Below are 11,986 nucleotides of genomic sequence, written 5' to 3' on the forward strand. Positions count from 1 at the left end.
CCCGGGCATCCAGGTGCCGGTCGCCGATACCGTGAAAGGCTTCAAGGCCATCTGTGACGGTGAGTATGATCACCTTCCGGAAGCCGCCTTCTACATGGTCGGCACCATCGAGGATGCCGTGAAGAAAGCCGAGAAGCTGGCTGCGGACGCTGCGTAAGCGGTCTGGGTCTAGCCCGAGGAGAGCCTGATGGCTGACAAACTCCATTTCGACCTCGTCTCTCCGGAGCGTCGCCTGTTCGCCGGCAAGGTGGACCAGGTTGTCGTGCCGGGCGAGGAAGGCGATTTCGGCGTCCTGCCGGAGCACGCGCCTTTCATGTCTGTGATCCGCCCCGGCGCGATCACCGTCCTCGATGACGGCAAGGCCGAGAAGACCTTTATCCATGGCGGTTTCGCCGAGGTCACCCCGGCGGGTCTGACCATTCTGGCCGAGGAAGCCATTCCGCTGGCCGAGATCGACGCTGCCAAGCTGGCCCAGGACCTGACCGATGCACGTGAAGACGTGACCATCGCCAAGTCCGACGACGCCAAAGCGGAAGCCGAGGCCCAGGTCGCCAAGCTGGAAGCCATGCAGGCTGCCCTCGACGCGTAAGCGATCACGGGATCTGAACACATTCAAAGGCCGCTCCTTTCGGGGCGGCCTTTTGCTATTGGAGAAAGTCCAGCACGGCCTTCGCCACAGCGTCCGGCGCTTCCCATTGCGGATAGTGACCGATCGTCTCCAGACGAACGACCTCCGCCGCGGGGATGACGGCTTCATAGTGATCGGCGAGATGCTTTCCGGAGACCGGGTCGAGCGCGCCATTGATCAGCAATTGCCGCGCGCCGTTCTCGATCAGCGCCCCGACCCAGCGGCTTTTGTGGCGCTTGCGGTCTTCGATATAGCGGATCAGCTTATGGCCGATGCGGTGGCCGCCCTTGTGCTCCAGCAGCGCCCAGAAATCATCCAGCTCTTGCGCGTCCGGCTGGGTCTCCGGACCGAAGACGCTGGCAAAGGACGCGCCAAAGCGTTCGCGGTTCAGCAGTCCGGAAATGAACGATCCCGCCGGGCTGTTGAGCAGGCGCTGGATCAGCTTGGCGCGATGCTGTTCGGGAAACAGGCCGCCATTGAGGAAAGCCACAGATCCGATCCGGAAGGGCAGCCGGCTACGCTGTTGCCTGGCCAGCAATTCCTGGGCAACCGAGACGCCGTAGTCATGGGCAATGATATCGCAGGCCTCGATGTCGAGCTCGCCGAGCAATTGCACCTGCAGGTCTGCCTGCTGCATCAGGTCATAGCGCTGATAGGGTGGTTTATCCGACAATCCGAAACCTAGCATGTCCAGGGCAATCGGGTTGAAGCCGGCATCGCACAGGTCCGGCCAGATCCGGAACCAGTCATAGCTACAGGTCGGGAAGCCATGGATGAGCAGGAGCGGCCGGCCGTTGCCGCGCATCCACCAGGCAATTTCGCCATGCGGGCCGATCATCTTGCGGGCACTGTTCTTGTAGGCGTCGAGTGACGCGATGCTCGAGGTCATCCGGCATCCTGAATGGGTTGTGCAGGAGCGTCTGCTGCTTTGCCGGGCACATCAAGGCATATCCGGAAGCCTGCCCCGCCCCGCGGCCATGTCCGGTGCGCCCTATTCTGCATCGGCCGGTGCGGCCAGGGCAGCGAAATGCCGGATCACGGCCTCATAAACCGGACGCTTCCAGGGAATAATGCCTGCGGATGTTTCCTCCAGCCGGGTCCAGCGGAAGGCGTCGAACTCGACCTCGCCATGGGCTTCCAGATCGAAGTCACTGTCCTGGCCAAGGAAGCGATAGGCGAACCAGCGCTGTTTCTGGCCCAGATGGCGTTTGCGGGCAAAGCGCGGATCATCCCGCACCTCCGGCGGGTAGTCATAGGCAAGCCAGTCTTCAATCCGGCCGATTTCCTCGACCTGCTCAGCCTTGATACCGGTTTCTTCGAACAATTCGCGAAGTGCTGCGGCTTCAGGTGCCTCGCCCGGGTCGATACCGCCCTGGGGGAATTGCCAGCACCAGGGGTCTTCGGCGCCATTGCGCCGGCCGACCCAGACCAGGCCCTCGGCGTTAAACAGGACCAGGCCGACATTGGGGCGGTGATCCGGATAGGGTTCAGACATGGCTAGTGGCCGTCATCATAGCCGCCATCATGGTCGTCGCCATGGGCCGCATCGCCATTATCGGCCCAGCGATGATCGGTGTTGGCGGTGCTGTGATCATCACCCGCCGCTTCGGCCGCAAGCCGGGCTTCCAGCCGGCGGCGGGCCATCACGGCCGAGGGTGGAGCAAGCTGGTATCCGCGCAGGTCTAGACCTTCAGACCAGGCTTCGATCTGCTCAACCGTTGCGGGGAAGGCAAAACCGGTGCCCAGGGCTGCGCCGTTCTGGATTGCCAGCGCTTCCAGCGCCAGCAGGCGGTCATCAATCGAGGACGGGCTCGGATCTTCATCGACAATCCGGTCCGCGATGGCATAGAGCGCACCGGTCGAGCGGCCGACACTGTCGATCAGGCTGCGGCGGCCATTGCCGTCATGCAGAAAGGCGACGCCACGACGTTCCAGCGATTCCAGTACCTGGGTCAGGGCCGGAGCAGAGGTTGAGAACCGCGCGCCAAGATAGTTGGAGACGCCGAAATATCCGGTCGTCCGGCTCAGGACCCAGGCCAGGCGACGCTCGTTTTCCGGGGCCGGGCCATCAGCCAGCAGGGTGTGCGGACCGGGATCATCATTGGGGTAGTCGAAGGGCTCCATCGGCGCCTCGATCAGCACTTCATGACCGGCAGCGCGGGCCCGGTCGATCCAGTTCTGCAGGTCGGAGGCATAGGGCGCAAAACTCAACGCCACTTCCGGCGGCAGATTGTTGATGGCCGCCTCGGTCACGGCAGGGTTCAGCCCCATACCACCGACAACGATCGCGATCATTGGCGTGTTGGGGTCACCATGGAAGGGGCGGGCGTATTCGCGCGACACGCGTTCTCCATTGGGTCCGATGATTGGCAGCAGGCCGCCGGGGCCGCGTTCGGTCAGACCGGCAAAGGGCGCGCGCGGCAGGGCTTCGGGATTGGCCGGCGGGCTGGCGGCATCGGGTGCAGATGCCGCGGGCGGTTCTGCGACGGCCGGTTCCGCCGGGGTCTCGAACCCGTCGGCTACGCCATCCAGCCTGACTTCCGCGCCGTCATCGGGCTCGACGAAGGTAATGCTATCGCCAGCGGTTTCGGCCGGCGGGGCGGGGCTCAATGTCGAGGCGGGCAGCGGGTCGACCTCGCCGCGGGCGGCCGGGGTCTCGATCTCGCTGTCACCAAAGATCGCGATGGCCAGGATCAGGACCGCAAACAGCCCGGCTGCACCCAGCCCGGCGAACAGGGGTGCACGCAAGGTCATCAATGGGGCGGCATGGCGCAAAACGGCGGCGGTCATAGGACGTCTCTGGCAGGGCACGTGCGCCGGCGCGCACGCTCTCGATCACAGACTGCGCCGCCGCGGAAAAGAAACGGTTAACGTTGAACCGGAGAACGGGCCGGAATTACTGCAGTGCGGCCTGCTGGCTTTCCATGCTGGCGCGCAGAATTTCCTTGGCGCGGGCGAGCTGGTAATCCTCGTCCTCGGACCAGTCGGCCGGCGGCTGTTCGACGTCAGCGGTAACGGTGTCCTCACGCTCGGAACCGTTCTCGTTCTCGAGGGCGCCAGGCAGGTCCGCTTCTGACCGCATGGCGGCGGCACCGCTGTCCTCTTCGGTATCGAGGACATAGCTGGAAATCTGGATGTCCGGGATGATGCCGGTCGCCTGGATCGAGCGGCCCGCCGGGGTGTAATAGCGACCCGTGGTCAGGCGCAGGGCGCCATCGCGGCCGCCACGCAGCGGGATAATGGTCTGGACCGAGCCCTTGCCGAAGCTGGTCATACCGACGAGTTCCGCGCGTTCGCGGTCCTGCAGCGCACCGGCGACAATCTCCGCTGCGCTGGCCGAACCTTCATTCTGCAGCACGACAATCGGCGCGCCATTCAGGCGATCGCCCGGGCGGGCATTGTAGCGCTGGGTTTCGCGCGGGTCGCGGGTCCGGGTGGAAACCACTTCACCGCCATCGAGGAAGACATCGGTGACACCGATTGCCTGGTCCAGAAGACCACCCGGATTGAAGCGGACATCGAGGATCAGACCCGGCAGCGGCGCGCCGTATTCGTCCTCGAGTTCATTAATGCCCTCGAGCACCATTTCCGTCGTGCGCTCATTGAAACCGGCAATCCGCATATAGGGGATGCCATCATCCTCGATACGCCAGGCAACGGTGCGCAGCGGGATCGTGTCGCGCACCAGGGTGACGTCGAACGGGTCAACCGCATCGCGGGAAATCGTGATGGTGACCGGTTCGCCAACCGCGCCGCGCATCATCTCGACGGCGTCATTGACGGTGATGCCGATAATGCTCTCGCCATCCACGGCGATGATGCGATCATTGGTGCGCAGGCCGGCCCGTTCGGCCGGGGTGTCGGAAATCGGCGAGACAATGGTGATGAATTCGTCGCGGCGGGTCACTTCCATGCCCAGGCCGCCGTACTCACCGCGGGTCGAGACGCGCAAATCTTCATAGCTGTCGGGGTTGTGATAGGCCGAGTGCGGGTCCAGCGAGGTCAGCATGCCCTCGATCGCGGCTTCGATCAGCTCGGCTTTCTCGGTCTCGGAGACGTAATCGGCCTCGATGCGGCTGAGTACATCGCCGAAGAGTTCAAGCTGGCGGAAGGTTTCGGTGCGATCCTCCTGGCTGCCCTCAGCCGAGACAGCGAGCGCAAAGGCGCCCAGAGCGAAAGCCGTGATCGAAGCCAGGATATTGATCCGCATTACACCGCGCGTCCTTCATCGTGTTCGCGTACATCATACGCTTGAACCGGGTTAAAGAAGACCATCCTCTTCGCTAACCCGCTATTTTGCCAGCCCGCCGGCTGCTTTCGCAGACCGCTAGCCTGACTGCGCATCGCGCCGGAGCCAGGGCCCCGGATCGACGGCGTTACCACCCCGTCTCAGCTCCAGATACAATTCTGGTGCCGTTCCGCCAGTGTCCGGCATGGCTCCGACCGGCTCACCGGCTAGAACATTCTGGCCCGCGGTCGCATAGGTCACCGACATGCCTGCCAGAACAATATAGTAGCCATCCCCGACATTCAGTATCAAGAGACCGCCATATGTGTTGAACGGTCCGGCAAACTCGACCTGACCGTCGAAAGGCGAGACTACCTGCGCGCGGGACCGAGTTCGAATGAAAATTCCTTCAGATGGTGTGCCATCTTCGTCCACTTGCCCGTAACGGCGTGCGATTGTGCCGATCGCTGGCGGGCGCAACCGTCCCCGGGCGTCGGCAAAGCGCAGGCGTTCGAGCGGGGCTTCCGGCGCCGCGGCGGCGACGAGCACGCCGGCGGGGCGTATGCGCGGGGTGGGGATTTCACCTTCCGGCGGGGCCCGCAGCGGGCTCAGCCGCGGCATGACTTCCGCCATCGCGGCCAACTCCCCGAGCAGGTTGCGGATCGATGCCGCCTGTTGCCCGGCCGTGGTGGCAGCGCTGAGCAGGTCCTCGGCCTCATTGCGGCGACGCGCTTCAAGCGCCCGGCGCTCGCTGATCAGCACTTCCAGTTCGAGGCGCTGCTCGGCCAGGGTGGCCTCGGTCAGGGACAGCGTATCGCGTTCGCTTTCTATCCGGGCCCGCACATGGCGCAGACTGTCGAGCTCGGCTGCCAGGGCTTCAGCACGCTGGCGCAGGCCCGGCGTTACGTCAGCCATCAAGGCCGCCGCGCGGGCCGCCTCGGCGGCGTTTTCCGGTGAGGCGAGCACGGCCGGCGGGGTTTGTGACTCGACCCGCTGGATGGCGGCCAGGATATCGATCAGCGTGTCCCGGTTCCGGTCCAGCCGGGCGAGAATTTCCGCCTCCTCGCTGGCCAGGCCCTGCAGCTCGGTTTCCGAGGCGAGGGCGGCGCTTTCGCTGGCATCGACGCGATTGCCCAGATCGATCAGTTGGCGTTGCAGCAGGGCGATCTCGCGCGCGACGGCCTCGGCCTGTGCTTCAGCTTCACGGGCGCGCTCCGCGGCGGCTTGCTGCTCGCGTTCCAGGCGCTCGGCCTCCGCCGCGTCCGGGATATCCGGCGGCTGGGCAAAGGTGAGAGCGGCGGCGAGCAGGAGCAAGTACATGGCGTCAGGCTAATGGCGGCCGGGTTAACGCTCAATCACGATGATAGGGCGTGCCGGCGAGAATGGCGCTGGCGCGATAGAGCTGTTCTGCCAGCATGATGCGGATCAGCTTGTGCGGCCAGACCGCTGGCCCGAAAGCCAGGATCAGGTCCGGCTGCGGCAGAACCGAACGATCATGGCCGTCCGCGCCGCCGATACAGAATACGGCTTCACGCCGCCCGTCATCGCGCCAGCGACCGATCTGGTCGGCCAGGGCCCGGGAGGTCAGCGCCTTGCCGCGCTCATCCAGAAGGACGAGGACAGCACCGGGCGGCAGGGCCTGGGCCAGGGCGCGGCTTTCATCGGTTTTCGATTTCAGGGCGCGATTGTCGATCTCGAGCTCGGCCGCAGGGCCAAGGCCGACCGAACGGCCGGTCGCGGTGGTACGCGCGAGATAATCATCCACCAGTTCGCGCTCGGGGCCGGAACGGATCCGGCCGTGCGCTGCCAGGGTGAGTTTCAACTAGCCGGCCGCCGTTTCCGAATCCACCGACCACATCTTCTCCAGATTGTAGAAGCTGCGGACTTCCGGGCGGAACAGGTGCACGACAACATCACCGGTATCGATCAGCACCCAGTCACAGGCCTGCAGGCCTTCAACGCGGGCTGAACCGACGCCATTCTCCTTGATGGCACGCAAGAGGTGGTCCGCCAGCGCATTCACATGACGGGCCGACCGCCCGGAGGCGATCACCATGAAGTCGGTAACAGACGATTTTCCACGAAGATCGATGGCGACGATGTCTTCAGCCTTATCGTCGTCCAGCGTGTCGAGGATGAGGGTTTCCAAGGCCTCGACGGGGGCTTCATCACCGGTAACGCGAACGGCAGCCGCCGTTTCACCCTCAACGCGGTGCGAGTTTTCCATAGACAGGGCGGATGTCCTTTCTGACAACCCAAACAACAAGGGAGATTATATCACGCATCCCAGCGCGGTTCGAGCCAGTAAAGCGTGAAGAATTCATCAGCGTCGGACCAGCTCTGCGTAATCTGGAAACCGGCGGTTTCAGCCAGTTTTCCGAAGGCTTGCGGCGTGAACTTGTGAGAGTTCTCGGTATGCAGACGCTCACCCTTTTCCATTTCGAAATGCTCGCCCTTGATGGAGAAACTCACTTTGCGGGTGGTCTCAAGGTGCATCTCGATTCGGCTCTTCTCTGTGTTCCAGAGGGAGAGGTGAGTAAAGGCCTCAACCGGGATTGTGCCGTCCAGCTCGCGATTGATCCGGGTTAGAAGATTGAGATTGAACTGGGCCGTGATGCCGGCCGCATCATCATAGGCCGCCACCAGGGTCTCGGCGGCCTTGACCCGGTCGGCGCCGATCAGCACCGCATCCCCGCGCCGCATGCCCTTGCGGAAACCGGCGAGGACGGAGCGGGCCGCTTCTGGCTCGAAATTGCCGATGGTCGAGCCCGGGAAGAAAACCACCCGGCGACCTTGCGGTAGCGGCAGGTGGTCGAGGTCCAGACCACTGGTGAAGTCGCCGCAGACCGCACCGATGCTCAGCTCGGGATAGTCGAATTTCAGGTCGGCGCAGGCGTCGAGCAGATGATCACGGGAGATATCCAGCCCGACATAGCCGGCCGGATCACCCAGGGCATCAAGCAGTTTGCGGATTTTCACACTGGACCCGGAACCCGGCTCGACCACAACGGCGCCATGCCCGGCGCGCTCGGCCAGTTCCGGCGCGATCGCGTCGAGCAGACCCAGCTCCGTCCGGGTGACATAATATTCCTGCGCCTCGGTGATCTGGTCGAACAGGGCCGAACCCTTGCGATCATAGAAATAGACCGGCGGGATGGTTTTCGGTGCGCGCTTCAGTCCGCTGACCACATCGCGCAGGAAATCTCCGGCCGGCGGGTGCTGGTCGTCGAAAAAGTCCAGATTGGCGTGCGTCGTCGGGCGGCCGAGCGCGGCGTCGGTCATGGGGTGTCCTATCGGCTGGATGTCGGGGAGGCGAGCAATGCAATTAGCGTGCGCGGAGCGCGGTTGAGGACGCTGATTGTAACGGCTCAGTCAGATAGGTCCATGCCGGTGGTTTTCTGAGGGGTAAATTTTTTGCGCTGGCTTGAGGAATGCGCGAAGTCGCATAACGCCGCGCCATCGGGGAGAGCTGGGCTTTCAGCGGGTCTTGCGGCCGCGCCACGACGGCCACCGGCAAGGCGGCGAGGATATCCTGCCATCGATGCCAGCGGTGGAAGTGGCGCAGATTGTCCCCACCCATGATCCAGACGAAACGGGTGCGGGGAAAACGGGTCTTGAGCCGGTCGACCAGGTCCGCGGTGTAACGGGTGCCGAGACGGCTCTCGATATCGGTGATGACCATCCCCTTGCCGCCAGCTTTCTGGCGTACCGTTTCAAGGCGGGTCCTGAAATCTCCGGCTTCGCGGGTTTTCAGCGGATTTTGCGGCGAGACCAGCCACCAGACCTGATCTAGGCCAAGGCGCCGCCTGGCGGTTTCGGCGACATGGCGATGGCCTTCGTGCACAGGGTCGAAACTGCCCCCGAACAGGCCGATCCTCATGCCCGGGGCGAGACCTTCGCCCCGCAACCCGTCAGCCACGCATCGTCCAGCCACGAGCCTGCGCTGTGCCGTTTGCAGGCTTTGCCGGCTCACTCGGGGATCCACCCCGGATCTTCGTCCGCGGCTTCAGCTTTTTCATCGGCGCGCTGAGCCTGGACCATGCTCCAGGCCTCGGAACACAGGCGTTTTACACCGGCCCCGGAGACGCCCGACATCAGACGAACCTCGCGATCAAGGGCCTGGCTGAGTTCATCGGCCTGCGCTTGGGCTAGCTCGTCGCCGAGCGCATCAGTCTTGTTGAGGACGATGATCTCGCGCTTGTTCATCAGGCCGCCGCCATAGGCTTCCAGCTCCTTGCGAACGACATGATAGGCCGCTACCGGGTCATCCTGGGTGCCGTCGATGAGGTGGATCAGCGACGCACAGCGCTCGATATGGCCGAGGAAACGGTCACCGATGCCGGCGCCTTCATGGGCGCCCTCGATCAGGCCTGGGATGTCGGCGACGATAAAGCGCGAGCCGGGGCCCAGATCGACCACGCCGAGATTGGGATAAAGCGTGGTGAAGGGGTAGGCCGCGATCTTCGGATTGGCGCGGCTGACCGCGGACAGGAAGGTCGACTTGCCGGCATTGGGCAGTCCAACCAGGCCGACATCGGCGATCAGCTTCAGGCGCAGCCAGAGCCAGCGCTCCTCGCCGGGAAAGCCCGGGGTGGACTTGCGCGGGGCCTGGTTGGTGGAGGATTTGAAGCGGGCATTGCCCTTGCCGCCATCCCCGCCCTTGGCGAGCATGACGCGCTGGCCGACAGCGGTCAGATCGGCGAGGACCTCGTCGCGGTCCTCGTCGAGGATCTGGGTGCCAATCGGCACTTCCAGCACGACATCATCGCCGCCGGCTCCGGTGCGGTCTCGACCCATGCCGTGCACGCCGGTCTCGGCCTTGAAATGCTGCTGGTAACGATAGTCGATCAGGGTGTTGAGGCCTTCCACGGCCTCGGCCCAGACATCACCGCCCTTGCCGCCATCGCCACCGTCAGGCCCGCCGAATTCGACATAAGCCTCCCGCCGGAAGGAGACGCATCCGCCTCCGCCATTGCCGGATTTCACAAATACTTTGGCCTGGTCGAGGAATTTCATCTGTTTAGCGTCCTTTGGCCCCTATATAGCCACTCGCGCGATAGATTGCATCGGCAAGCGCATCAGGCGGGCTCCAGCGTCATCGACTTGCATGGCGCGCGGCCGAGCCGGGCCATCGAAAAGAGGGCGGGTTCTTCGCCGGTATACTTAAAGCCCAGCTTCTGCAGGATCTTTCCCGAGGCCGGATTGTCGGCATAGTGGCCGGCGATGATCCGCGCCGCTCCCAGTTGGGCGCGGGCGAAGTCGATCAGGGTCTGGCCCAGCTCCGTGCCCAGGCCCTGGCCCCACCAGGGCCGCGCAATCCAGTAGCCGATTTCCCAGTCGCTCGCCGGGGTGCGGCGGAACACGCCGCCACCGCCCGCCGCCTGACCGTCAATCTCGACGGTGAGGGACTGGTTGCTGCCCGGCCGCCAGGCGGCCCGGGTCTGCAGGATCCAGAGCTCGACTGCGAGTAGCGGGTAGGGGTGCGGGATGCGGCTGGTCATCCTGGCCACATCAAACTCGCCGCAATAGCGCGAGATATTCTCCGCATCCGCCATCTCAGGCAGACGCAGAATCATGCGTTCCGTGTCGATCCTCGGGCCCATGGTCCGGCTCCGTCAGTACTGCAGGGGAGCAAATGAAAAGGGGAGGCGGTGGCCCGTCTCCCCTTTACGCTTTCGCGTCAGTCGGACCCCGCTTTACAAGCGAACGGTCCGATATGTCATGAACCGTTCTATTCGGCTGCGTCAGCAAGCGGCTCTACGGATACGTAGGATTTGCCACCGGCTTTCTTGGCGAATTTGACGCGACCTTCGGTAAGGGCGAACAGGGTGTGATCCTTGCCCATGCCGACATTTGCGCCCGGATTCACCTTGGTGCCGCGCTGACGGATAATAATGTTGCCCGGGATCACGTGCTGACCGCCGGATTTCTTGACGCCTAAGCGCCGGCCTTCACTATCGCGACCGTTACGGGACGAACCGCCTGCCTTTTTGTGAGCCATGAGTCAGTCCTCCTTACTTGCCAGCCAGATCTTTGGCGGCTGCAATCCAGTCGCCTTTTTCGGCTTTCGCCTTCAGACCGGAAATCGTTTCGCTGAGCGTATCGAGGTCGGCGTCGGTCCAGGCAGCGACTTGCGCATAGGACGTGATGCCGGCTTCGTTGAGTTTCTTTGCCAGAGCCGGACCGACACCCGTCAGGGCGGTCAGGTCGTCATTGGCAGCAGCTGCAGCTTTCGGAGCGGCCTTGGCTTTCGCCTTCGGAGCTTCGGTCTTGGCTTCAGCTTTCGGAGCAGCGGCCTTCTTCGGGGCTGCCTTGGCTTTCGGGGCCGCCTTCGGCGCGTCCTCGACCGGAGCGGTCGTGGTCTTCAGAGCGGTCTTGGCTTTCTGGCCCGGTGCGACGATCTCGGCGATGCGCACGACGGAACCCCACTGGCGGTGGCCCTTGGTGCGGCGATAGTTCTGACGGCGGCGCTTCTTGAAGACGATGATCTTCTTGGCGCGGTTGGTGTCGAGCAGTTCGCCGATCACCTGGGCACCTTCGACCACCGGTGCGCCAACGGTCACGCCGTCTTCGCCCGAGAGCATGAGGACATCACCGAGCGACAGGGTGTCGCCGGGCTGGCCTTCGAGTTTTTCGATCCGGATCTCGTCTCCGGTGGCGACACGGTATTGCTTGCCGCCCGTCTTGATTACTGCGTGCATGACGCGTTTCCTTCGTTTCGAGCCCGTCCGGTTCAGCGCTTGGCCATCTAGGCCAGGACTGCCGCCGGGTCCTTTTTCTTCGCGCCTTTTTCAAGGTCGCGTTGTTGCAAAAATTCCAACCCGCGCAGCCGGGGCCGTGCGGGCAGGAGCGGGGGTTATACGCGGCTTGCACGCAGAGTCAACGCAAACGGCAGAAGATGTCAGCGCCCATGCGGTTGCCCGCGCGTCAATGACCGTTCTTACAAGCGCAAATGTGCAGCGTTCGGCCCTTGATTTTGTCCCGGCGGTCAGCCATTACCCCTGCTCCCGAGCGCCCCAGGGCGCGAGACCTGCGTGCGGAGAGGTGCCGGAGTGGTCGAACGGGGCGGTCTCGAAAACCGTTGTACCTTTGCGGGTACCGAGGGTTCGAATCCCTCTCTCTCCGCCACT

At 63.8% G+C, this 11,986-nt stretch carries 14 protein-coding genes, 1 tRNA gene and 1 pseudogene; 3 read left to right on the top strand and 13 right to left on the bottom strand.

Annotated features, from left to right (window positions below):
- Positions 1 to 157 (top strand): annotated as a pseudogene (locus tag Q1V51_RS06650) (F0F1 ATP synthase subunit beta); the annotation flags it as partial.
- 30 nt (positions 158 to 187) lie between these two features.
- On the top strand, positions 188 to 589 hold the full coding sequence (locus tag Q1V51_RS06655; protein ID WP_300554431.1) for a F0F1 ATP synthase subunit epsilon: 402 nt from the start codon (positions 188 to 190) through the stop codon (positions 587 to 589).
- 55 nt (positions 590 to 644) lie between these two features.
- Here Q1V51_RS06655 and Q1V51_RS06660 read toward each other — a convergent pair whose 3' ends face one another.
- From Q1V51_RS06660 to Q1V51_RS06720, 13 genes are all read right to left on the bottom strand, one after another.
- On the bottom strand, positions 645 to 1,517 hold the full coding sequence (locus Q1V51_RS06660; protein ID WP_300554433.1) for an alpha/beta hydrolase: 873 nt from the start codon (positions 1,515 to 1,517) through the stop codon (positions 645 to 647).
- 102 nt (positions 1,518 to 1,619) lie between these two features.
- Positions 1,620 to 2,123, bottom strand: a complete 504-nt coding sequence (locus Q1V51_RS06665) for an RNA pyrophosphohydrolase (protein WP_300554436.1) — start codon at positions 2,121 to 2,123, stop codon at positions 1,620 to 1,622.
- A gap of 2 nt (positions 2,124 to 2,125) precedes the next feature.
- Positions 2,126 to 3,418, bottom strand: coding sequence for a divergent polysaccharide deacetylase family protein (locus Q1V51_RS06670; RefSeq protein ID WP_300554438.1), 1,293 nt, complete (start codon positions 3,416 to 3,418; stop codon positions 2,126 to 2,128).
- A gap of 106 nt (positions 3,419 to 3,524) precedes the next feature.
- Positions 3,525 to 4,838, bottom strand: a complete 1,314-nt coding sequence (locus Q1V51_RS06675) for a S41 family peptidase (RefSeq protein WP_300554440.1) — start codon at positions 4,836 to 4,838, stop codon at positions 3,525 to 3,527.
- Positions 4,839 to 4,955: 117 nt separating this feature from the next.
- Complete coding sequence (locus Q1V51_RS06680) at positions 4,956 to 6,176, bottom strand: peptidoglycan DD-metalloendopeptidase family protein (protein WP_300554441.1); 1,221 nt, start codon at positions 6,174 to 6,176, stop codon at positions 4,956 to 4,958.
- Between the two features lie 31 nt (positions 6,177 to 6,207).
- Positions 6,208 to 6,678 carry a 23S rRNA (pseudouridine(1915)-N(3))-methyltransferase RlmH gene (gene rlmH, locus Q1V51_RS06685; protein WP_300554442.1) on the bottom strand — a complete coding sequence of 157 codons (471 nt, stop codon included), beginning with the start codon at positions 6,676 to 6,678 and terminating at the stop codon, positions 6,208 to 6,210.
- Positions 6,679 to 7,083: a ribosome silencing factor gene (gene rsfS, locus Q1V51_RS06690; RefSeq protein WP_300554443.1), complete on the bottom strand. Its 405-nt coding sequence runs from the start codon at positions 7,081 to 7,083 to the stop codon at positions 6,679 to 6,681. It lies immediately after the preceding gene.
- Between the two features lie 50 nt (positions 7,084 to 7,133).
- Positions 7,134 to 8,138, bottom strand: a complete 1,005-nt coding sequence (gene egtD / locus Q1V51_RS06695) for an L-histidine N(alpha)-methyltransferase (RefSeq protein WP_300554445.1) — start codon at positions 8,136 to 8,138, stop codon at positions 7,134 to 7,136.
- Between the two features lie 43 nt (positions 8,139 to 8,181).
- Positions 8,182 to 8,775, bottom strand: a complete 594-nt coding sequence (locus tag Q1V51_RS06700; protein ID WP_300554447.1) for a nicotinate-nucleotide adenylyltransferase — start codon at positions 8,773 to 8,775, stop codon at positions 8,182 to 8,184.
- A 50-nt stretch (positions 8,776 to 8,825) separates the two neighbouring features.
- Entirely contained in the window at positions 8,826 to 9,872 is a 1,047-nt protein-coding gene (obgE, locus tag Q1V51_RS06705) for a GTPase ObgE (protein WP_300554454.1), read from the bottom strand.
- Between the two features lie 62 nt (positions 9,873 to 9,934).
- The gene (locus tag Q1V51_RS06710; RefSeq protein WP_300554455.1) at positions 9,935 to 10,459 is read right to left on the bottom strand and encodes a GNAT family N-acetyltransferase; all 525 of its coding nucleotides are present in this window, start codon (positions 10,457 to 10,459) and stop codon (positions 9,935 to 9,937) included.
- Positions 10,460 to 10,587: 128 nt separating this feature from the next.
- Positions 10,588 to 10,857: a 50S ribosomal protein L27 gene (rpmA, locus tag Q1V51_RS06715; protein WP_300530418.1), complete on the bottom strand. Its 270-nt coding sequence runs from the start codon at positions 10,855 to 10,857 to the stop codon at positions 10,588 to 10,590.
- 13 nt (positions 10,858 to 10,870) lie between these two features.
- Complete coding sequence (locus Q1V51_RS06720) at positions 10,871 to 11,557, bottom strand: 50S ribosomal protein L21 (RefSeq protein WP_300554456.1); 687 nt, start codon at positions 11,555 to 11,557, stop codon at positions 10,871 to 10,873.
- Between the two features lie 337 nt (positions 11,558 to 11,894).
- Between Q1V51_RS06720 and Q1V51_RS06725 the strand changes: the two genes are divergently transcribed.
- Positions 11,895 to 11,984: transfer RNA gene (locus Q1V51_RS06725), tRNA-Ser, on the top strand.
- The last annotated feature ends 2 nt before the right edge of the window (positions 11,985 to 11,986 follow it).

This window comes from Maricaulis sp., from assembly GCF_030149235.1.
Lineage (GTDB): Bacteria > Pseudomonadota > Alphaproteobacteria > Caulobacterales > Maricaulaceae > Maricaulis.